Below are 23,124 nucleotides of genomic sequence, written 5' to 3'. Positions count from 1 at the left end.
TTCACCTGCTCTTTTTGTTTTATACTTCTTTCTTTTCCTTTGTAAATATCTGAATGAGGAAAAGAATGATAAATCCACCTAATCCCACTATATCAGATATACCTTCTGGATACATAAGAAATAAGCCTGAAATTAATGTTAGAATTCTTTCAAACCAGTAAAGTCTGCGATACCAGTAACCTATCATACATGCACCGATAACCATCATACCAAGTAAAGCTGTCAATAATGACCAGCCGACCTCCAGATAGCTTGCATCAATCATTAATAGTGTGGGATTCAGCACAAACATATAGGGGATGATAAATGCAGCAATGGCAAGTTTCGCCGCATTAATTCCTGTTCTTATCGGTTCACCGCCAGAGATGCCTGTTGCCGCAAATGCTGCTAATGCAACGGGTGGGGTAATATCGGCTAAAATTCCGAAATAAAAGACAAACATATGGGCAGCCAGAACAGGAATAGCTATTTCTAAACTGTCATTTAATGCTAATATGGCAGGCAAAGCAATTGTTGATGTAATAATATAGTTAGCAGTTGTTGGGGATCCCATTCCTAGTATGATGGAGGCGACCATGGTAAAAAATAATGTTAATAACAATTGCGATGAAACAGAAAACGATAAGGAACCCGCAATATCAACAAGACTGTTGCCTAGTTTTAACCCTAACCCCGTCTTTGTTACAACACCGACAATTATCCCGGCACAAGCGGTTGCTGCTGCTACTCCTAAAGCTGTTCGTGCACCCTGTTGTAATGCTGTTAACACTTTCTTTGGTGTTATTCTCGTTTCCTTCCGGAAGAGACTAACAATAACTGTTGCTAATATTCCGTACAAAGCAGCACGCTCCACACTCATTCCCTGAAACAGAAATAAGATAATAGCTAATATCGGGATTAATAAATGAAGCTTCTTCCAAACTTCTTTTCGATTAGGAAGCTCTTCTTTCTTTAACCCGTGCAAACCGATTCTTTTTGCCTCTAAATGTGTCATAATCCAGATCCCTGCAAAATAAAGACTAGCAGGAATAATTGCTGCCTTGGCAATATTCCAGTAGCTTTCCCCGGCAAATTCGATCATTAAGAAGGCCGCTGCACCCATAATCGGAGGCATTAGCTGACCACCAGTTGAGGCAGTTGCCTCCACAGCACCAGCGAAATTTTTATGATACCCTAGTTTTTTCATCATTGGTATAGTATAAGAGCCAGTAGTAACAGTATTTGCAACAGAACTACCAGAGATTGTTCCATTTAACGCACTTGAGAATATCGCTACTTTGGCTGGTCCACCTGTTCTTTTACCTGCTATCGCTAATGCTAAATCATTAAAATATTGACCAACACCTGTTTGTACGAGGAAAGCACCAAACAGTAAAAACAGAAAAATATAGGTGGAGGATACTTGTAATGGTGTCCCTAAAATCCCCTCTGTTGTGAAGAACATGGAATCAATTAACTGATTCCAGCTTAAGCCCCGATGTGCAAGCATTCCCGGCATATAAGGACCCAATAACGCATAAAGTAAAAAAATGATTGCAATAACAGTTATTGGCAGCCCGACCGCTCTTCTGGAAGCTTCCAGCACAAGCAGAATAGCAACACCGCCAATCACCATTTGGATATTATCAATTCCGCCGACTTTTTGTACGAGTGTTTGATAAAATAATGGCCAATAAGCACATACAACAATTGCTGACATAATCAGTATATAGTCAAACCACGGGACGGAAGTTTTTCCTTTATTCTTAATAGAAGGAAATAGGAAGAAAATCAGTACAAGTGCAAAGCCTAAATGTACAGTTCGCTGAATGTATGCCGTATATTGACCAAATATGCCTGTATAAATTTGAAATAAAGAAAAGCCGACAAGAATAATGACAACTGCCTTAGCAAGCATCCCGGATAAATTTCTTATACCGGCTTCCGAGTCATATTTTTCCAGCAATTCTCTCTTCTTATCTTCTGAAATAGAAGTACCCCCGCTATCTTCCCTCATATATCCTCACCCCTCTGATATATTCCCATAGTGTGATTCTTTTTATTTTCACTTTGAACCAGGCACCCGGATCAAAATATTGATTAAACCAGATTAAATTTTCTCCTTCATTGCCCCAAATCAGTCGATTCCGTGAAACAGTTTTTCCATTTCTTATATTAATCGATGAAAAAATATTATCTAATTTGCTTATACGGTATTTGCCATCTTCATATGTGAACTTTTCTCCTTCTCCAGCATTTGAAGGCATTCCAATACCGAAATGTTCGTAAGCGATTTCATTCTGTTTGATTTCTAAATCATCCGTAACTTCATATGTTTCCACAACGTCTGTTAAATGAATGGAGTGGGTGAATATAAATTGGAATGTATCTCCTGTTTCTAATGGCAGAAATGCTTCAATTTTATTTGTATTCTCGTGATAAAAAACTAATGCTGTAGTGGCTGGAACAAGAAAGATAACGATGGCAATAACTGTGCAACAGATACAAACACTTCCGAAAATTTTCCCTGACACTGTAAACCCTCTTTTTTTCAAAATTCATCATTCCATGCTGGTTGAAGATTTTTCTGTTATGAAATAGCCGACTGTTTATCAACAGTCGACTATTATGGTAAAGCTGTTATTCCTGGGCGATTCCCTGTTCATCGAAGTATTTTTTCGCTCCCGGATGTAGCTCTATACCGATTCCATCCAAAGCTGAATCAACAGTGATAAAGGAAGCTTTGTCATGAGCCATAGATTCTGCATTTTCATAAATAGCTTTTGTAATTTCATATCCTAACTCTTCAGGGATGTTATCTGTAACTGCTAACATCGCCAAAACCGCAACTGTAACAACGTCTTCCTCCAATCCGTAAGTTCCTGCTGCAATTGTATCCTTCGCATAGAAAGGATACTGCTCGATTAATGCTTCAATCTTATCCTCTTCTATTGGTACAATTGCTACATCTACAGTCGCAGAAAGTCCTTCAACAGCCCCTGTCGGTGTACCTGATGTAATAAATGCCGCATCAATATTTCCATCCTGAATTCCACCAGTTGATTCACTGAAATCAAGATTTTGTGCTTCAATATCATCCATTGTCATTCCGTAGATTTCTAATATTTGTTCCGCATTAATATATGTTCCCGAGCCTGGAGCCCCAACAGATACTTTCTTTCCAGCCAGGTCTTCAACTGAGGCAATGCCGGAGTCCTTTTTTGTTACAATTTGGATCGTTTCAGGGTAAAGTGAACCAATTGCCTGAACATTTTCTACCGGATTCCCATCAAAAGCATTAATACCATTTACTGCATGATCCATTACATCAGTCTGAACAAAAGCTAATTCTGCTTCCTCATTTTGCAGTGCAACCACATTATCTGCTGATGCATTCGATGAGAGTGCATCTGTCTGAATCCCTGTCGCATCCGTAATTGTTGAGGCCATTTCTCCACCAAGCGGATAGTAGGTTCCGCTTGTACCACCTGTTAACATACTTAAAAAATCAAACGACTGTTCTTCAGTTTCTTCTTCTGCCACTTCTTTATTCCCATCTGTTTCATCCTCTGCTGTGTTCTCTGACGTATCAGCCGGTTCTTCCGGTTCAGTCTCATTCCCGGAATTATCTGATCCACACGCAATAAGAACAAATGACATCACTAAAAAGGAAAGAAGCAGGACGAATATATTTCCCTTTTTCATTAAACATACCCCCATTAAGAATGTAGTGTATGTCTCATACTATGTTTCAAAGTTTAGAAACATTCATCACATTATACAGATTTTAAAACGAGCTGTAAGTGGAACTTGAACTTTACAAATTTCATTTCTCCATCACTGAGACTATTGGCTTATTTTGGAGATACTACGTTTTTATTATTTGTATTTTACGATAGAATGTAAATATATGTATAAATTTTGAAGGAGGAGCTGCTTTATGTTTAAAAAGATTGCTAGTGATGCATTAGGTTTAAGTGATATTGGCAAAATTATTAATCCGGAAGATTTTGATAAAACCGAGTCAGATGACTATGTTTTACATGAAGACGGGGAGAAAATTCACTTTCTCATTAAATCGAAATCTGATGAGTATTGTTTTACCAATCGTGCATTAATTCACTTAGACGGTGAAAAGGCAACAAGCAGCAAACGGAACATTTACCGCTATGAATACTACCGATTCCCTATTAAAAATGTATCTGTTGAAACTGCTGGAACCATTGATTTAGATTTAGAGATTAAATTCTCAATAGGCGGTCAGTCTATCTCAGTAGATATTGACAAGCGGGAAGGAGAAGCAATAGCTGACCTGTATAAGTCTTTAATTGCTATCTCCCATATTCAGGATGAGAATGAAAGAATGAAAGATTATGCAAAAGAGAGCCTTGAGTTATCAAAATTTTTATTTACTGATAACAGATTCCATGATGGAACTATTTCCACCGAATTCGAAAAAGCAACCAAATTTGCTAACGACTGGTTAAATACTGCATATAATCAAAACACACAGAAAGATTTCAGTGAGGTATTCGATAAGTATATCCAGAACTAGAACTATACCTCCACATACATAGAGAGCGAGTAAATATTATATTAGTGTTACATTCTAATCCGAACGTGAGTGTTCGGATTTTTTGTTTATTAAGGAGCCCCCCCGCCGCGTTGGGGTGAATAAATGGCGTTTCATCATCACAAGACGGAGTATGTAACCCTGTTGCGATGAATAGGAAGGGATTATTCATCTGAACAACGAGAATAACCCAGCTTTGGGATGAACAAATGGCGTTTCATCATCACAAGACGGAGCATGTAACCCTGTTGCGATGAATAGGAAGGGATTATTCATCTGAACAAGGAGAATAACCCAGCGTTGGGATGAATAAATGGCGTTTCATCATCACAAGGTGGCAATGGTCCGCTATTCGGGCATACATTGCTTTTATGGATTATAGCAATAATTATCAAATATCTCTTTTACAGATTTGCTATTATATGATCAAGGAGGTGAAATATTGAAATATGAAAGGATTATCCAGAGAACTATTGACTGGATTGAAGAGCATTTACACGAACCTATAACTGCGGATGATGTTGCCGGTATTGCCAGCTTTTCAAAATTTCATTTTCACCGAGTATTTCAGTCTGAACTTGGCATTTCCTTTTCGAAATATATCCGTCTCAGACGATTGACAAATGCCGCCAGCTCACTAATTCATTCGGATGAAAATGTCTTAACCATCGCTCTTTACTACCAATTTGATTCACAAGAGGCGTTCACAAGAGCATTTAAGCAATTATTTCATATACCGCCAGGGCGATATCGTAAAGTAATGAGAGAAATGTTTGAGAAAAAGGAGGAATTAGTCGTGGAAGAGAAAATAAAAGGCTGGTTTTTAAGTGGAAGCAATCCCTATAACTATGAACTCGATCTAGACTATAAGACTGTTCATCAGGGAAAAGCGGCGGGCTTTTTTCGGTCAAAAGCTAATAATCCCGGTGATTTTGGAACAATGATGCAGCAATTTAAGGCAGATAAGTATATTGGAAAAAGATTAAAACTTACTGGATTCCTAAAAACTGAAGATGTTGCCGAGTATGCTGGAATGTGGATGAGGATTGATAATAAATCAGAGGATATACTTCAATTCGATAATATGAATGATCGCCCAATTGCTGGTACAACGAATTGGACTCCATATTCGATTGTTTTAGATGTACCAGAACAAAGTGCTATTATTTCCTTTGGTGTCCTCTTATATGGAACCGGGAAAGTATGGGTGGACAATTTTAAACTAGAAGAAGCAGATGAAAGTACACCGACCACCCACATTGATTTTGGACAAGTGCTTTTGGACGAACCAATTAACTTAACTTTTGAGGACTAAGCGAGCCCTTAGTCTTCTCTCTTGTATATTCTTTCGAAATCCGTTCGTTTATTAACAACCCTCCAGGTTATATGGGAGTTTCAAAATATTATTTAATACGCCTTAATTTAAAGCTATGCTTTTTCTTTTGTCAAATTGATAATTTAACACAATTGCCCCTATAGCGCTTGGGAATAATATGAATGCTGCAAATTGAAGTGTGAAAAAGTTACTTATTACAAAATGGTTGTGAAGGGGTCCCAACAGTTGTGTACCTGTCATTATTGCTAAGTGGAAGCCGATTGGAACCCATATATTTTTTGATATTGCCCGGAAATATCCAAGAATAAAAGCAAATCCAGGAATGAACATCAGCTGTTCCAATGAATAGATTGAACCTATTAAGTAAGCAAATAATGTAAACAGCATCACTTGCAGTAAAATCACAACATTATCCGGAAACAACTTTTGAAGCTGTGAGAATATATACCCTCTAAAAATAAGTTCTTCAGGCAATGCTTCAATTAAAAAGACCGCCAGAAATAAAAACAAAAGATTCCCGATAATCTCTCCCCAGCCAGACTGGAGACCAATATCGACCAGTCCGATAGTTTGCAGTAATAATGTGCCAATTAATGCGGGAATTAACCAAATAGCTATCCCCAGAGTAACCGCGATAAAATTCACCTTCAAACTCTTCGCAAAGCCAATATTGGACCATGATGTATTGCCTTTTTTACAGACAAACAATAAAAGAAGAATTATAAGAAAAGATATAAAAAGCCCCATTAAAAAATGGGTGGTACGAGCGTAATTTTCATTGCTGTATAGGTTACTAGACATACTCGTTACTAACCAGATAATGTTCGTCACTACAAAAACAATTGCAATCCTGGTTAATATCTTTGATCTTAATTGATGCTTTCCCTCCATCACTAAAACACACCTTTCTTTTAGGTTGTTTCGTTTTTAACTCCCTCTAATAAAAGTATGATTGTATCTACAGCTTCCCCTATTCTCTTTTGTCGGTCTCGCTGTTCTGCTATCCATAGTGCTGCTTCATTCATTGCACCAGACAAACTGTGTGTTACCGCATCAATGCTTATTTCCTTCAATTGATTATTTTCCTGCAAATATATAAGTTGCTCTCTTAATGAATTCATGGAATATTTCTCGTCCATTTCGCGAAAAACACCCCACCCTAACACTGATGGACCATCGATTAACAAAATCTTCACATTATTTGCTTCGGTTGCAGCAGTTAGAAATGCGCGACATCCATTTATAAGTTGTTCCCACAGATCATCACTTTTTCCGGCTTCAGCTTCCACATATTCCGCGACATCCCTTTGGATTGATTCAAAAACAGCTAAAAAAAGTGCTTGTTTATTTTTAAAATGATGATAAAGCGCACCCCTCGTTAAATTAGCATCCTTTACAATATCCTCCAAAGCAACCTGGGCATATCCCTTTTCAATAAAATGAAATTTAGCGATCTCTTTCAGCTTTTGGACCGTTAATTCTGTTTCTTCCCTGCTTTTTCTCATGTTGCCTTCCAACCTTTCTTACATCATTTGCTATTATCTTGATTAATGCTGTGGCACCATTTTATATATCTCAGTAAAATAAATTTGATTCACAACATTCTCACTAAAGTAATCCAATAATCCTCAGTGGCTTTTTTCATTAATTAGTCATCCATCCAGATACTTTCCTTGTAATGTTCATGAAAAGTCTGTGAGGGCGGGATGATTTTTATGATATCGATTAACACACCATCCGGGTCACTTGTAATAAAGTGTCTTTGTCCAAATTCTTCATCCCTGATATCCATATGCAGAGGAAGTTTTGCTTGTCTGATTAGATTGGCATAGACCTCGTCCACATTTTCCACTTCAAAATTCAGAATCAATCCTTGAACATGTTTACTAAATTGTGCCGGGATTGTTTGGTGATTCTTATCAATAATAGCTAATTCATACCCTGCCTTCTCTTGCCTCAAGCTTGTATACCAATCTACTTGGAAGACAGAATTAAAGCCGAAATAGTGCTTATAAAAATCACTGGTAAGTTCTACATCCTCTGACATCAACACAGGATAAAAAGATTTTATATTCATAATTTTCGCCTCCTTCTTAACCAGACTTTAACATACAAACAGTATGTTTGTAAATGACATTTTCATAAAAACTGTTAAAAAAAAGCCCAACCATCTATTGCTGATAATAAATGATTAGACTTTAGCAGTTTTATTGACTTACATTTGTATTCTTCCTTTTTAGCACTTTACGTAATTTTATCTTTTCTTTTATTGTATGCCATATCCCCTTAAAGAAATGCCCGTTCACCATCATTAAAATACCATCTAACATTGGCATATTAACAACACCACCAGTCATTCTGGCGATCCCTCTAAATGGTAAATTTAAAATAGACATCATTATAATATTTGCTGTACTTCTTTTTCCAATTTTCCAAAGGAAACGATGTGTAAAAATGATACTGTGATAGGCGATTCTTCCAAATAGGCCCTTCGCATACTGGCATTGGGCTATTGTATCATTATATCCTAATGGTTTGTTCCTGTTCCATGTCGGATCAGGCAATTTGCGGCCGATTAAATTTTCAAATTCATCTTTGGAAACATTACTTACTTTTCCGGAATAGTATGCAGATAACTTTTCTTTATCATATGGCACTGGGGCTTCTGTTCCCTCTATTAAAACGGTATCAACTAAGCGAATGTCTGCACTTGATGAACCAATCATAATATCATAATGGGCGCTTTCTTTTTCCCAGCGATTTGTCTCAATATTAAAATAGCGGAACGTTTTATCATCAAAAGGTATTCTGACAGTCTTTGATTCACCCGCATTGATAAATACTTTTGTAAATCCCTTAAGTTCTTTACTTGCACGGAAAATTTTATCGGATCTACATCCGATATAAAGCTGAGCTACTTCCATTCCAGCTTTTGTCCCCCTATTGGTTAAACAGAAACTTACCCCGCTCCGATCCACTTGAATATCCGAATACTCGAATGTCGTATAGCTAAGGCCATAACCAAAAGGAAATAATACATCAACTCCAGCAGTATCATAATAGCGATAGCCAATAAAAGGACCTTCCCGATACTCGACTGTTGCCTCTTTGCCGGGGAAATGTCTGTATGAAGGTGTATCCTCATATTTCAATGGGTATGTCTCGGCTAATTTCCCGGAAGGATTTACATCACCTGATAGCACTCTCAGGATAGCTCTTGCCCCAGCCTGCCCACCCAGATAACCATGCAACAGGCCCTTTACTTTTTCTATCCATGGCATTTCTACCGCCGAACCACAAGAAATAATCGCAATAATGTTTTGATTGACCTCATGAATCGCATGTAACAAATCAATCTGGTTTTCCGGAATCTTCATATTTTTTCGATCTAATCCTTCAGCTTCTGTTACTTCATCGAGTCCGATATACAATAGGACAACATCAGCCTTCTCTGCTAGTCCACACGCTCTGTCAATCATTTGCTTATTTTTCTTTCCATATCTTTCGAAACCGGGTTCATACCCAATGCTTAAGATACCGGATTCTTCGAAGCTATCCATTGTATGATCCAGAATGGTTGGATTTACAAGGGAAGAACCTGCTCCCTGATAACGGGCATTTTGAGCGAATTCTCCGATTACTGCTACTTTCTTTCCGAATTTCAGTGGGAGAATATCCTCTTCATTCTTCAACAAAACGATAGATTCTTCGGCTACTTTCTGTGAAACTCGATGATGCTTGTCTATATCAATTTCAACTTTACTGCGATTTATTGCAGCTTCAGTGGAAAATATTAAATCAAGTAATCTGTCAACTGATTCATCTAATACTTCTTCCTTTATCTTCCCATTCTTTATTGCTTCCATTATTTCACGATCTGTTTCACCTGCTGTTGAAGGCATTTCTAATTCATTCCCTGCTAATAAGCCTTCAATACGGTCATTACTTCCGCCCCAATCTGTAATTACTGTACCTGTGTATCCCCATTCTCCTCTTAATATTTCCTGCATTAAATGGAAATTCTCATTTGTATATGTCCCGTTTAATTTATTATAGGACGACATGATAGATTTTGTCTTACCTTCTTTAACTGCAATTTCAAATGCCGTTAAGTAAATTTCTCTTAAAGTTCTTTCATCAACAATCGTGTCTATTGTCATTCTTTTTTCTTCCTGATTATTAACAGCAAAGTGTTTAACACATGCTGACACACCATGTGACTGAATGCCTCTAATATATCCAGCAGCCATTTTGCCGGCCAAATACGGATCCTCGCTGAAATATTCAAAGTTTCTACCACATAATGGGTTTCTCTTCATATTGATCCCTGGGCCAAGTAAAACATTTACCTTTTGTGATACTGCTTCTTCACCGAGATATTCTCCTACTTTCTCGCCCAATTCTGCATTCCAGCTGTTAGCAACTGTAGCAGCTGTTGGATAGCAAGTTGCCGGAACACCCTGATTAAGACCGATTTTATCCGAAGCGGCAGCCTGTCTTCTAATCCCGTGAGGACCATCTGCAAGAAATATACTGTTGATCCCAAGCCGTTCAATATTTTCAGTTTGCCAATAATCTTTACCAGACATTAAAGACGCTTTCTCTTCTAAAGTCATTTCCGCTATTAGTTCTCTATACTTCATCTTAATTCCTCGTTTATCTATTTGTTATTCCGACAAGATCATATTTCCATTTATAAAAGTTTTATTTTCAACTAACCTCTATTCATTATATTATCATAATTCTTCTACTATCTACTATCGATAAATATAGAAAAAGCAGGAAACCGTAATAGATTCCTGCTTTTCATATTAATTAAAACCTACTAATCGTTGAGAAATTTTATAAGCTCCAACCGAAATACTTCTTCCTGCTCTTCCGGGCAAATTGATTAGTCTGCCCATAATACCGTATTTCAAACTGCGGTATAATTGTAAGTTATTTCTTTTTACAAATTTCATCAGATCTTTTTTCTTCTTCAAATTTTCTACTGTGCCTGACCGTATAAGAAGTATAGCAGAAACAACTGTTACGATCTCTAAATGTCTTAACATATAATGTCTTAAATAATCGTTATCGATGTTATCTAAATCCACTTGCTTAATCATTAATTTGTTTACCTTTATTTGCTGATCAATTCGTTTTATCATAATATTTTCCTGAACTGATTGATCTTCTCTTCCAATAAAGTAGCGATAAAAATCAACATTTACATAGTAAAGGGATTTCACATATTCAAGTGGTGTATAAACATATAAATTATCCACATAGAATGTATGCTTTGGCAGTACCAATCCACATTCTTTTAGCAGATGAGTTCTGTAGATAACGGAATGCATCAGAAGGTATTGTCCTTTTCTGAATAATTTAATATCATCCCATGTAAACACAGTCCCCTCCGGAAGTACATTATCATACTTCATAACCTTCTTATATTTTGCTCCTTCTTTTTCGTAGACAAAATTACTAATAATCATATCTACTACCTGGTGTTGTGAAATCAGTTTCTGCAATTCATTTAATATTTTCATATATGCCCTTGTATCTACCCAGTCATCACTGTCTACTACTTTAAAAAACTTAGCACTGGCGTGGCGAATACCTGCATTAACAGCTTCACCATGTCCGCCATTTTCCTGATGGATCACTTTAACGATATTCGGGTACTTCGCTGCATATTCATCAGCAATTTCTGCAGTCTGATCAACAGACCCATCATTTACAATCAGTAACTCTACAGCATCTCCTCCTGGTAACAGCGATTCAATACAATATCTCATGTAATCCTGCGAGTTGTAACAGGGGATAACTACTGATAATAACTTCATCTTTCACACTACCTTTACTCTGCTTGTTTTTCTGGTTCTTGTTTGAAAATAATTTTAAAAATCGGGAAGAATACCCAGAACGAGATCGCACTATTGATTATCATTGTGATAACATCAGCAGTTGTCTCACCAACTGATCCGAGTCCCCATGTATTCATTAATAAATCATAGATTGGCGCTTTATAGAAACCTTGGGCTGCCGCAGCACCTATCGTAATAATTATATATGCAACCAAATACCAAAATGCTGCTACCCAGATATTGCTGTTTGATTTAAATGTTATACTTCTTTGGGCAAAGAAATTAATGATCTGCGCAATTGCGATGGTAATTTGAACCGCCAGGAAATAGGCAAGCCCGCCACCGCCTCCTGACGAAAGTGAACCGGCTGCATAATCAAACACATAATAGGGGCTGCCATCAAAGTTTTGACCGAACTGTAAAATTTGAAAACTAGTACTCACTAAAGAAGTCTGTGCAAAAATACTCTTAAAAACTGGCATTAATACGAGCTGCAGGACGGTTATTCCATTACTTAAAAGGAAAAAAACCAGGAATTGGGCAATGTTTGGGTGATTTTCCTTATATCTCGCCCAAAAACCTAATGGTCCCGCAGCTAATTTATTGTCTTTTGCTTTTCCATTACTCATTTTACCTCTCCTCTGTCGCGTTTGTCACTACTAAATCTTGTTTTGCGACTTTTAACATCTTTCTTCTCTCACTAAGGAAATGTCTTAGCCCTTTGAAAAAATGACCATTAACCATCATCAGCAGACCATCGAGCATTGGCATATTTACCATACCACCTGTCATTCTGGCAATTCCTCGAAATGGCATATGGTAGACCGACATCATAATTAAGTTCGCTGTTTCTCTTTTGCCGATCTTTTTCAAAAATTTATGAGCAAAATTGATTAAGTGAAAGGCTAGCCTTCCAACTGCCCCTTTAGCATACTGACATTGCGCAATCGTATCATTGTATCCCAATGGCTTCGATCGATCCCATGTCGCAACAGGTACTTTTCGGCCCAGTAATTGTTCAAATTCTTCTACCGGCACTTGATCTGCCTTTCCGGTGAAATAAGAAGGTAAAGCAGTTTTCTCATATGGTGTTGGAGCGTTCGTACCTTTTACGAACAGTGAATCATTTAACCGAATATCTGCACTAGATGCACCAACCAGTATAGAATACGTTGCCTCTTCTACTTCCCAATTATTTGTTTTCACATTAAAATAACGGAATGTCTTGTCATCAAAAGGAATAGTTACTTTCTTTGTTTCGCCAGCATTTAGGAATACTTTTTTAAATCCTTTTAATTCTTTATTCGGTCTGAAAATCTCATCAGAATTGCATGATACATAAAGTTGTGCAATCTCCATACCTGAAATCTCACCAGTATTCGTAATATTGAAACTTACTTCGTCATCATTAACTTCTATATTTGAATACTCAAATGTCGTGTAGCTCAACCCATAACCAAATGGAAATAATACATTAACATTTGCTGTATCATAGTAACGGTAGCCAATATACATCGCTTCCCGATATTCCACACTTACTTCTTTCCCTGGAAAATGGTGGAATGCCGGAGTGTCTTCATATTTTAGTGGATATGTTTCAGCTAACTTTCCGGATGGATTTACTTCACCAGTCAATACACGAAGAGTTGCCTTTGCACCAGCTTGACCACTTAAATATCCGTGAACTAAACCTTTTACATTATTAATCCAAGGCATTTCCACAGCTGAACCGCAAGATAAGACAACAACAATATTTTGATTTACTTTAGAGATTGCTTCTAATAATTCAATCTGGTTTTCCGGTATTTTCATACTCTGACGGTCAAGACCTTCTGCCTCTGTAACTTCGTCTAAACCGATATACAATAGGACTACATCTGCTTTTTCCGCAAGAGCACAAGCGCTTTTTAATTTTTTGCTATTTTTCTTCCCATAGCGATCAAAACCGGGCTCGAATCCAATGTTATTCAAACTTGATTGTTCTAAACATTCAAGTGTATTATCAAGCATGGTCGGATTAACTATCGAAGAACCGGCACCTTGATATCTGGCTTCTTTCGCAAAGTCACCAATTGTAGCTACTTTCGCACCTTTTTTCAGTGGAAGAATATTATCCTCATTTTTTAAAAGAACGATAGATTCTTCAGCCACTTGCTGTGCTACTTTATGATGTTCTTTTACATCAAACTCTGTCTTATATGGTTTTGAAAATACTTCTTCTGTTGTAAAAATCAGATCTAATAATCGACTAACAGCTTCGTCTAACACTTCTTCATCTAATCTGCCATCTTTAATTGCTTGAATAATTTCTTTATTCGTTTCGCCAGCAGTTGTGGGCATTTCCAATTCATTACCGGCAATTAACCCAGCAACCCGGTCATTGCTGCCACCCCAGTCAGTCACAACAACTCCCTCATAATTCCATTCATCCCGCAGAATTTCTCTCATCAGATGAATGTTTTCATTTGTATAAGATCCATTAAGCATGTTGTATGATGACATAACTGTTTTAGTTTGGCCTTCTTTAATCGCTATTTCAAAAGCAGTTAAGTAAATTTCTCTTAATGTTCTTTCATCAACAATCGTGTCAATTGACATTCGCCTTTCTTCCTGATTGTTTACTGCGAAATGTTTGACACATGCCGATATACCATGTGACTGGATACCTTTTATATAGCTAGCAGCCATTTTCCCTGCATGAAGTGGATCTTCACTAAAATATTCAAAATTACGCCCGCACAATGGATCACGTTTCATATTAATACCTGGGCCTAATAACACATTTACTTTTTGTGCAACAGCTTCCTCACCTAAATATTGACCAATTTTTTCACCAAGCTCTGTATTCCAGCTATTTGCTACCGTCGCTGCAGTAGGAAAACATGTTGCAGGAATACTTTCATTTAACCCTAAATGGTCAGCAGCTTCCGCTTGTTTACGAATACCATGAGGCCCATCGGCAAGAAACATATTATTAATGCCTAAACGGTCAATGTTCTCCGTTTGCCAAAAATCTTTTCCAGACATTAATGAAGCTTTTTCATCTAAGGTCATTTTTTCAATAATTTCTCTATATTTAAACATCTTCATTCCGGTTACATTCTTCATATGTCAGTCCTCTTTTGTAATTTCAGCGGTACCCCAAAGGAGTACCGCTGATTTGTTTTTTCAAAATTAGATGATTGTACCCCTAATAATCTTTACTACCCTTTATGCCAGTTTCGTATTTTCAGTGTTTTCCTCTCTATTTCTTGAATTACGGAAGGTAAAGAAGAAACCAAGAACAATTCCTAAACCAACAAGAATATCAACGACAATCGTAATAACTACCCATTGCGGTGTATCTGTACTTAATCCGCCATCAATAGCATTACTGTTGGCTACATTGTATAATACATTTTTCGCAGCATCTCTCATCGCCCATAATGTATCATTACTTTCCGTATCCATCTCAGGCACACCATATGGCGCTACTCCAGTAAGAAGAATATCATTTCCAGCACGTACAGCTAACTCAGCAGTCATGTAAGGATAAGCATCTAAGATATAGAAATCTGTATTTACTACACCTTTAAAGCCCCACTCATTACGTAACACTTCTTTAAGTAAGCTTTCATCAGCACCAGCCCATACGCTTCCAATACTGTTGAAGGATGACATCATTCCTGCTGCTCCGCCTTCTTTAACAGCAATCTCAAAAGGTTTTAAATAAATCTCACGGATCGATTGCTCATTACCCCACGTTAAAACGCCTAGCGTACGGTTGTCTTCCTGATCATTTAAAGCAAAGTGTTTTGCATATACAAATCCACCCTGATCTTGGTAAGCCTCTGTAGTTGCAGCTGCAAATTTACCAGAAAGATATGGATCCTCTGAATAGTATTCAAAGTTTCTTCCAGCAAATGCTGTACGATGAATGTTCATTGCCGGAGCATACCAGCCAGTCACCCCATATGCTAAAGCTTCCTTACCTACAGCTTCACCCATTTCATAAGCAAGCTCAATATTCCATGTAGATGCAAGCATCGTTTCTGCCGGGAATCCGATACCTGACATTGGATTTGCTGAAAGAAAATTATTTATACCAGCAGGTCCATCATAATCAACCGTTGCAGGCTTACCTACTGATTCGATTTCAGCCGTTTTATATCCACCGTTTGTAACAATCGTAACAAGATCATTAACAGATAATTGGTCAAGTAAAGGTTCCCAGCTGTCGTCATCATAATCTACTCCCGTATAGTCTGATAATGTTAGACCATTGTCAGCATCTGTTGCTGGTGCAGAGTCATGAGTGTCTGCCGGAACATCATATCGATTGCTGTTGACCATATCAACAAAACTTTGATCTACTAATGTTCCTTCAACTTCTTTTGTCGTTCCATCTTCATTTGTCACAGTAAATGTTTCGTTTTGGTCAATCTCTTCTAAATTGGCAAAGCCATCTTCTCTTGAAAGATATGTTTCAATGCTTCCTTCGCCTGTCACTTCTTCATCAAACTGGTTAACTGCTATCTGGTTATCTGTAGAACGTCCGGAATCATAAACAATTTCTGAAAGTGTTTTAGATCCTACATCGGCGATCTTTTCATGAGAGTTTTTCATCAGCATGAGTTGATATTCGCCTGCTTCAAGCACATAAGATCCTTCAGCACTAAATAATTTATTATGATCATATGACGCCATATCTTCTACTTGGAAAGAAAGCGTAACTACTTCCGATTCACCTGGTTCAAGAACATCGGTTTTACCAAATGCCGCTAAGTTAATAGATGATTTTTCAATTTGTCCAGTATATGGTGGAGTGAAATAAAGCTGTACTACTTCTTTACCTGCTACTGAACCTGTATTAGTAACCTCTACATCAACTGAAATATTTGTATCATCCCAAGCTAAACTGTCAGCAACTACCTCTTGTTCGAAAGTTGTGTAACTTAGACCGTATCCAAACGGATATAAAATCTTTTCTTCGTAATCAATTGTTCCTAATTCTGCAGCGGTTTCATAATAGCGATAACCTACATATATTCCCTCTGCTAAATCAACATACTTTAATGGAACACCTTTAGCATCAGCAGCTGTAGAATAAGTCCCATCAGCATTTTCAATCACATAATCGAAATCTCCAAAATTAACTGCAGCTGGTGCATCAAGAACGTCTTTCGCATAAACATCAACTGTTCTACCAGATGGATTAAGGTCTCCAGCAAGTACTCTTCCTAAGGAACCAAATCCCGTTTGTCCCGGCCCAGCAATGTTTACAACACTCTTGATTTGATCGTAATCATTAATCCAATCCATTTCAAACGTGTTCGCACTGTTCAGAACAACAATAATATTATCAAAATTAGCTGTTACAGCATCAAGCATTCCAAGCTCTCTGTTTGTCAGTTCCAGGTAATGTTTGTCCGGATCCTGATCATCTTCAAAACCGAATTTTTGCCCTGTAGGTCCCTGAGCACTTCCATTCGGATCATATGTATCTTCTCCATACAAACTTGTAGGAAGATCTGCCCCTTCCCCGCCTGAACGCGCAATAAATATAACAGCTGTATCAGAAAATTCTTTTGCCTGAGTCATTAGATCTTCTGTATAAAAATCTTCCGGCTCTGGTTCAGGAATGGTGAAATCCTGACCTTCAATCCCTATTTCTGGTCTTTCCAAATCTGTTTCAGTATAGGCATTGTACAGTTCTTCATTAATCTCAATTCCTGCAGCTTCTAATCCTGCTTTAGGTGTAATGGCAGTGGATGCGTCGGTCCCACTTGATCCCCCTCCACCATAAATGGGGTTAGTAAAGCTCCAACCAAATACGTTTACCTTTGTTCCCTCAGCAAATGGTAATGCGTTCTCATCATTTTGCAAGAGAATAATACCTTCATCTGTTATTTTTTCAACAACTTCGGTTGAATATGCCCGGGCTTCAACCGCTTCACTGCTAGTCGTGTCAATTTTATTAAAGTATGCTGTAATAACATCTGAATAATAAGCTAATGCTCCATTCACACCAATTGCAAGCACTAACAAAATACTCAATACCGTGCTCCAAACGACACGAAACTTTTTCTTGCTCCATTTTTTCTTTGCCATCTCGATAATTTCCCCCCTGTATTATAAAAGTTCTGTGTTTGCATCAATGGTACTATTTTTGTATATACTTTTGACTCACTGACAACAAAACGGAAAGAACAATCTGAAAATTGAATGTGTTTTCAAGATTGTATATTTAGAATAGCGCAACTAGTTTTTGATGACTATCAACGAAAAGTTAGGGGGTAGTAACTATTGGTTCACTCATTTATACCTATACACTTCCAATCCCTTACACATCATGGTTCTACAGCATAATGTCCTTCCATGAGTTTTAAGTGAATATAGTTCAAAAGACTAGTTGATTTACATTTATTTCAATATATTTCTCGTCACCTAACTTAAGTAAAATGATTCGAAATCCAATTTCCCTGTACCTTTAAACGTAAAGTACAATGAATGGACACCATTAGTTACAGCAGCTTTGGCACTAAAATTACTAAATACTGAAGATGGGTTAACTTTTATACGAACAAACGGTTTTTCATCCCTAGACGTGGAAATATACATATATCCATTTGCATTCCCTCGTATTCTTAGTGATATTTCCGATAAATCATATAAATTAAAGTATTTAAAACCTGCTGTTGCTCCATCCTTCATATTGGCGATATATTGGGTCGGGCTATCCTCCCTGTCCTTTCCGCTCTGAGTAAAATAGGGATGATCTTTAAATGTTACACCCCCAAAATAAACACCATATCTTCCCGCTCCTTTTTTCGACTTCAGGTAGCAGGCTATTCTTGCCTCATACTTTCCCTTCCCTATCAATGGGCCATTATTCAAGCCGCAACTAGTCATTTCCACCTGAGAGATCATCCCATTTTCCATAATCTCAATTGGTTCAGCGGCACCCTGTCTGGAATAATGATGTCTGTTCGTTTGTCTATGATAAAATACATACCACTGCTTATTTATCTCTACAATACTGCCATGGTTATTACCAATATAGTTATCAGCATGTTGATCAGTAGTATAGCCATTAATATACAAGTCTCCATTACTAACAATTGTTCCTCTATAAACAAATCCTTCAGTTGGACTTTTGCTTGTCGCATAACACAGTTCATGCCCATTAATTGAGGAATATACAAAATAGTAGGTATCCTTTATTTTCCGGATGGAGCTTGCTTCAAAAAATTCGTGGCCTTCAAACCCAGATCCAGATGCATTACCAACCTTCGGGAAGAGTAATTTGGGCTCACCATTAACGGTTTTCATATCATCAGCTAGTGGAATAACATATCCTCCATCGAATGATCTTTTCTTCCCGCCGGTAATAAATGCAGGGATATCTTTCCTTGGTGCAAACCCTGAGTATAAATATATACTTCCATCATCGTCTACCAGAACGCCTGGATCAAACAAGAAAGGATCTCCACTCTTGTTCCAAAGCAGGTCTCCATTCGATTGGCTGACATACCCGTAAAAATCAAACTTCCCAGCAGGCGAATCACTAACTGCAATACCCATCACGCTCCGAAATCCTAATGTGTAATACAGATAATATCTGCCATCAAGACCCTTTACCAGATCTGGTGCAAACATTTGATAGAGTCCTAATTTATTCATCGGATCTTGCTTTTTCCGGTAAATAACTCCTTCATAGTGCCAATTAGCAAGATCATATATAGAAGCTGACCAGCAAACATAGTCATTCATACAAAATAACTTGCCATTAAACCTGTCATGTGAGCCATAGATATACACCCTGTCACCAAACACATAAGGCTCAGCATCCGGAATATATTCATAGCTTGGTAAATATGGATTAAATGCCTCTTCTTTCATTTCCATCCCCCGTTTTTACTAGACTATACAAAGCGTAGCTTAAAACAGGTCAGATTACTATCAACCAATGGTTAACTGCTAGTAACTAATTGTTACTTGAAGATAGGAATACTTACAATTGAAAAAATCGTTTTGATGTTTACCTGCCACATCAAAACGATTTGCTTTTTTCCATTATATAATTGTGGAATTGGGATACTGCCTTAGACTGTATATTTCTTTTTCTCAAAATCAAGTAAATATTTTGCGGGATTTTATCTTTCAATCTGACTATTTTTAAATTTTCATTCCCAATAGCTTCTTCGACAAAGTCTATGGAAACTGCAGCATATCCATTCATCTCACATAACCTATGAGCACTTATAATACTTCCATATTCATGAATAATATTAGGGGTGAATCCTTTTTCTAAACAAGCTTCCACAAAGCGGTGTTCTCTGCCTTCCCCAACAGCTTTTAAAACCACTGATTCACTCTCTAAATCCAGAACAGAGATTTCATCGTTTTTTGCCAATGGGTGTGTCTTAGCAACAACTATCACCACTTCACCATGTGCAACCAGTTCTGATTCGCAATTATCAATTTTATCCGGATCCATCACTAAACCTGCATCTATATCTTCCTGAAATAGGTTATCTAATGGATATTCGTCAGGATATTCTTTCAACTTCACTTGGATATCCGGGTAAATATCAGAAAAACGAAACAAGTAATCTACAGGTATCATCAATGTGGTAGAATATGTAACCAATATATTGAGAGTCCCCTTGCTCCCACTAATGATACTGATTTCCTTTTTAATGTCTTCAATTAAATAACGAAGGTGTTTCGCTCTGGCATGCAGCAATTCCCCTGCTTCTGTAGCTTCTACACCACGCGGTCCACGGTAAAATAATTCTGTCTCTAGTTCTAATTCAAGCTGTTTAATAGTCTTACTGACACCTTGGGGGGTTATATATAAATCTTTCGCTGCAGCTGTAACACTCTTTTTCTCATAAACTTTTATGAAATATTCTAACGACTCTGTGTTCATATTGATCCCTTTCGTGTGTAACGCTCATCGTAATATTGTAAGTATAGCATATTTCAATTAGATTTTTCGTCATGTTTTATTATCTTTTTTCTGATGAAATTATATTAAACAAAAAACATGTCTTATTGCTATATTACTTTTTATATGAAAAAATAGAAAATGGTTTAAATAGTAGCTTATCATAGATTCACACTATTTTGTAAGGGAGATCAACTATGTTATATGATTATTTAATTGTCGGAGCCGGTTTATTTGGCTCAGTTTTTGCTTATGAAGCTAACAAAAGGGGAAAGAAATGTCTTGTCATTGATAAAAGAGATCATATTGGGGGCAATATTTATACAGAAAATGTAGAAGGGATCAATGTCCATAAGTATGGCGCACATATTTTCCATACAAATAGTCAGGAGATATGGGACTATGTCAATCAGTTTGCTGAATTCAACAGATATACGAATTCACCTGTTGCGAATTATCATGGCGAAATCTACAACCTTCCCTTTAATATGAATACTTTTAACAAACTGTGGGGAGTTGCTACTCCAGATGAAGCGAAAGAAAAAATTAATGAGCAAAGAAAATCTGCAAACATCACTTCCCCGACTAATCTGGAAGAACAGGCTATTTCATTAGTCGGAACAGATATTTATGAAAAATTAATCAAAGGTTACACAGAAAAACAATGGGGCCGGTCTGCAAAAGAATTACCTGCCTTTATAATAAAGAGATTACCTGTCAGATTCACTTATGATAATAATTATTTCAATGATCGATTTCAGGGAATTCCTGTTGGTGGTTATACCGGTATCATTGAACAATTACTCGAAGGTATTGATATACAGTTAAATACAGACTTCTTCGAAAATCGCAATGAATTAATGGATTCAGCCGATAAAATTGTTTATACAGGAATGATTGATCAATATTTCGATTATAAATACGGGGAATTAGAATACCGGAGTTTAGCATTTAAAACAAGAATAGAAGATACCGCTAACTTTCAGGGAAATGCCGTTGTGAATTATACCGACAGTGAAACACCTTATACGAGAATAATTGAACATAAACATTTTGAGTTTGGCACCCAGGAAAAAACAGTGATTACGGAAGAGTATCCGAGAGAATGGAAGAAAGGGGACGAACCGTACTATCCAATCAATGATGAAAAAAACAACCAAATCTACAGGAAATATAAAGACTTAGCTGATAAGGAGATAAATATTATCTTTGGCGGAAGACTGGCAACATATAAGTATTATGATATGCATCAGGTGATCGGTGCAGCACTCCAGTCAGTGAAGAAAGAATTTGATTAAAGTTTTTGCCATCTAGCACCTCCTTATTTTTCAAATAAATCCAAAAAAGAGGATATTCTGGCGCCATATCGAATTATTATACAGATAAAAATGATAATAAAGGAGTTTGTTAAAATGGCCTTAAAAGTTCAGAATTTAGACTTAACCAAAACAGATATCTCCCGGTCAAAATGGGAAGAAGTGAATGCACAGGAATTGGATATTAACAATGTCAGTTTAGCCAAAACAAGATTTACTAATGTCAATATGGCAGACCTGGAAATCAATGATGTAAATTTATCCGGTACAAAAATACAGCATACGAATTTTACACATGCACTGTTTGATCACATTCATTTATTTGGTACAGAATTTCATCATGCTGTCTTACCAATGGAAGGGGAACCTAATTACGATCCCGATGGAGGATATAAGCCGATATCATTCCATAATTGCGACCTCACAAAAGCACAAATAAAAAATTGCAATTTAACAAACATGGAGATAACAGATTGTGATATAACCGGTTTAACAATCAATGGAATATCAATTGAAGAACTGATCAGTAAAGTGGAGAAAAGTTAAAGTGGCACCTGTAAGACCTGTCAATCTACCTTCATACAATGATAAAATCACAACATATTATTCAATAACAAGTTGTGATTTTATTTTTGTTTTCTCCGCTATTAATTTTTTTAGCCAGAATCCAGTCACACCACCAATAATGTTCAGAATAATATCATCAACGTCAAATTGCCCGATATGTAGAGTGATTTGTGCAAACTCAACCATAATTGTCAGACTGGTTACGGTAATCAAGACGGAAGTAAAGTTTCGGAATTGACGAAATAATAAGGGTAACAGCAATCCTAAAGGCAGGAATACAAGTATATTCCCGATAATATTATTAAAAATGAACACAAAAGAAAAATGGTCTGACGATGTCAAGTAGCGCACCGTGTTCCTGAATGGAACCAAATTAGAATTGGCAGCAAAAGTATCTATATAACGATTACCTTCTTGTGAAAGATAAACATAGGGATTTGTTGTAATGCCATTGGTGTAATAGATTATCCTTGTTATTACACGTTGAAAAATTAATAAATAGGAACTGAAGCAAATGTAAGAGTAAAACACTACCCAAAGTGTTATTCGATAAATTTTATACCACACCTTTA

Annotated in this window: 18 protein-coding genes; 4 read left to right on the top strand and 14 right to left on the bottom strand. The window is 37.0% G+C overall.

The window, feature by feature from the left end; translation table 11 throughout:
* Positions 1–19 precede the first annotated feature (19 nt).
* The 3 genes from BMW36_RS07715 to BMW36_RS07705 form a co-directional block, all read right to left on the bottom strand.
* Positions 20–1,996, bottom strand: coding sequence for a TRAP transporter permease (locus BMW36_RS07715; RefSeq protein ID WP_089740289.1), 1,977 nt, complete (start codon positions 1,994–1,996; stop codon positions 20–22).
* Complete coding sequence (locus BMW36_RS07710; RefSeq protein WP_089740288.1) at positions 1,983–2,513, bottom strand: DUF1850 domain-containing protein; 531 nt, start codon at positions 2,511–2,513, stop codon at positions 1,983–1,985. Before BMW36_RS07710 ends, BMW36_RS07715 begins: the two co-directional genes overlap by 14 nt.
* 106 nt (positions 2,514–2,619) lie before the next feature.
* A complete protein-coding gene (locus tag BMW36_RS07705) occupies positions 2,620–3,684 on the bottom strand; it encodes a TAXI family TRAP transporter solute-binding subunit (RefSeq protein ID WP_089740287.1) in 1,065 nt (354 codons plus the stop codon).
* A gap of 235 nt (positions 3,685–3,919) precedes the next feature.
* Here BMW36_RS07705 and BMW36_RS07700 point away from each other — a divergent pair, with 235 nt between their 5' ends.
* The gene (locus tag BMW36_RS07700) at positions 3,920–4,534 is read left to right on the top strand and encodes a PH domain-containing protein (protein ID WP_089740286.1); all 615 of its coding nucleotides are present in this window, start codon (positions 3,920–3,922) and stop codon (positions 4,532–4,534) included.
* A 460-nt stretch (positions 4,535–4,994) separates the two neighbouring features.
* Entirely contained in the window at positions 4,995–5,867 is an 873-nt protein-coding gene (locus tag BMW36_RS07695) for a helix-turn-helix transcriptional regulator (protein ID WP_089740285.1), read from the top strand.
* Positions 5,868–5,969: 102 nt separating this feature from the next.
* Here BMW36_RS07695 and BMW36_RS07690 read toward each other — a convergent pair whose 3' ends face one another.
* From BMW36_RS07690 to BMW36_RS07645, 10 genes are all read right to left on the bottom strand, one after another.
* Positions 5,970–6,779, bottom strand: coding sequence for a CPBP family intramembrane glutamic endopeptidase (locus BMW36_RS07690; RefSeq protein ID WP_089740284.1), 810 nt, complete (start codon positions 6,777–6,779; stop codon positions 5,970–5,972).
* A 20-nt stretch (positions 6,780–6,799) separates the two neighbouring features.
* On the bottom strand, positions 6,800–7,393 hold the full coding sequence (locus BMW36_RS07685; protein ID WP_089740283.1) for a TetR/AcrR family transcriptional regulator: 594 nt from the start codon (positions 7,391–7,393) through the stop codon (positions 6,800–6,802).
* A gap of 143 nt (positions 7,394–7,536) precedes the next feature.
* Positions 7,537–7,965, bottom strand: a complete 429-nt coding sequence (locus BMW36_RS07680) for a VOC family protein (RefSeq protein ID WP_089740282.1) — start codon at positions 7,963–7,965, stop codon at positions 7,537–7,539.
* Between the two features lie 130 nt (positions 7,966–8,095).
* Entirely contained in the window at positions 8,096–10,531 is a 2,436-nt protein-coding gene (locus tag BMW36_RS07675; RefSeq protein ID WP_089740281.1) for a beta-glucosidase family protein, read from the bottom strand.
* A gap of 168 nt (positions 10,532–10,699) precedes the next feature.
* Positions 10,700–11,716 carry a glycosyltransferase family 2 protein gene (locus tag BMW36_RS07670; protein WP_089740280.1) on the bottom strand — a complete coding sequence of 339 codons (1,017 nt, stop codon included), beginning with the start codon at positions 11,714–11,716 and terminating at the stop codon, positions 10,700–10,702.
* Between the two features lie 14 nt (positions 11,717–11,730).
* The gene (locus BMW36_RS07665; protein ID WP_089740279.1) at positions 11,731–12,366 is read right to left on the bottom strand and encodes a hypothetical protein; all 636 of its coding nucleotides are present in this window, start codon (positions 12,364–12,366) and stop codon (positions 11,731–11,733) included.
* Position 12,367: 1 nt separating this feature from the next.
* Positions 12,368–14,845 carry a beta-glucosidase family protein gene (locus BMW36_RS07660; RefSeq protein ID WP_245711627.1) on the bottom strand — a complete coding sequence of 826 codons (2,478 nt, stop codon included), beginning with the start codon at positions 14,843–14,845 and terminating at the stop codon, positions 12,368–12,370.
* A gap of 102 nt (positions 14,846–14,947) precedes the next feature.
* Positions 14,948–17,827 carry a glycoside hydrolase family 3 N-terminal domain-containing protein gene (locus BMW36_RS07655; protein WP_089740278.1) on the bottom strand — a complete coding sequence of 960 codons (2,880 nt, stop codon included), beginning with the start codon at positions 17,825–17,827 and terminating at the stop codon, positions 14,948–14,950.
* Positions 17,828–18,163: 336 nt separating this feature from the next.
* Positions 18,164–19,618: a family 43 glycosylhydrolase gene (locus BMW36_RS07650; protein WP_089740277.1), complete on the bottom strand. Its 1,455-nt coding sequence runs from the start codon at positions 19,616–19,618 to the stop codon at positions 18,164–18,166.
* Between the two features lie 151 nt (positions 19,619–19,769).
* On the bottom strand, positions 19,770–20,651 hold the full coding sequence (locus BMW36_RS07645) for a LysR family transcriptional regulator (RefSeq protein ID WP_089740276.1): 882 nt from the start codon (positions 20,649–20,651) through the stop codon (positions 19,770–19,772).
* 215 nt (positions 20,652–20,866) lie between these two features.
* On the opposite strand from BMW36_RS07645, the gene glf reads away from it, so the two are divergent.
* The gene (gene glf / locus BMW36_RS07640) at positions 20,867–21,967 is read left to right on the top strand and encodes a UDP-galactopyranose mutase (RefSeq protein ID WP_089740275.1); all 1,101 of its coding nucleotides are present in this window, start codon (positions 20,867–20,869) and stop codon (positions 21,965–21,967) included.
* 114 nt (positions 21,968–22,081) lie between these two features.
* The gene (locus tag BMW36_RS07635; protein WP_089740274.1) at positions 22,082–22,531 is read left to right on the top strand and encodes a pentapeptide repeat-containing protein; all 450 of its coding nucleotides are present in this window, start codon (positions 22,082–22,084) and stop codon (positions 22,529–22,531) included.
* Positions 22,532–22,588: 57 nt separating this feature from the next.
* Here the strand turns inward: BMW36_RS07635 and BMW36_RS07630 are convergent, their stop codons facing one another.
* Positions 22,589–23,083 carry a VanZ family protein gene (locus BMW36_RS07630; protein WP_245711632.1) on the bottom strand — a complete coding sequence of 165 codons (495 nt, stop codon included), beginning with the start codon at positions 23,081–23,083 and terminating at the stop codon, positions 22,589–22,591.
* Positions 23,084–23,124: the final 41 nt, after the last annotated feature.

Origin of the sequence: Gracilibacillus ureilyticus (assembly GCF_900111195.1) — a bacterium.
Lineage (GTDB): Bacteria > Bacillota > Bacilli > Bacillales > Amphibacillaceae > Gracilibacillus > Gracilibacillus ureilyticus.
This window is presented reverse-complemented; position numbering and strand designations above follow the sequence as displayed.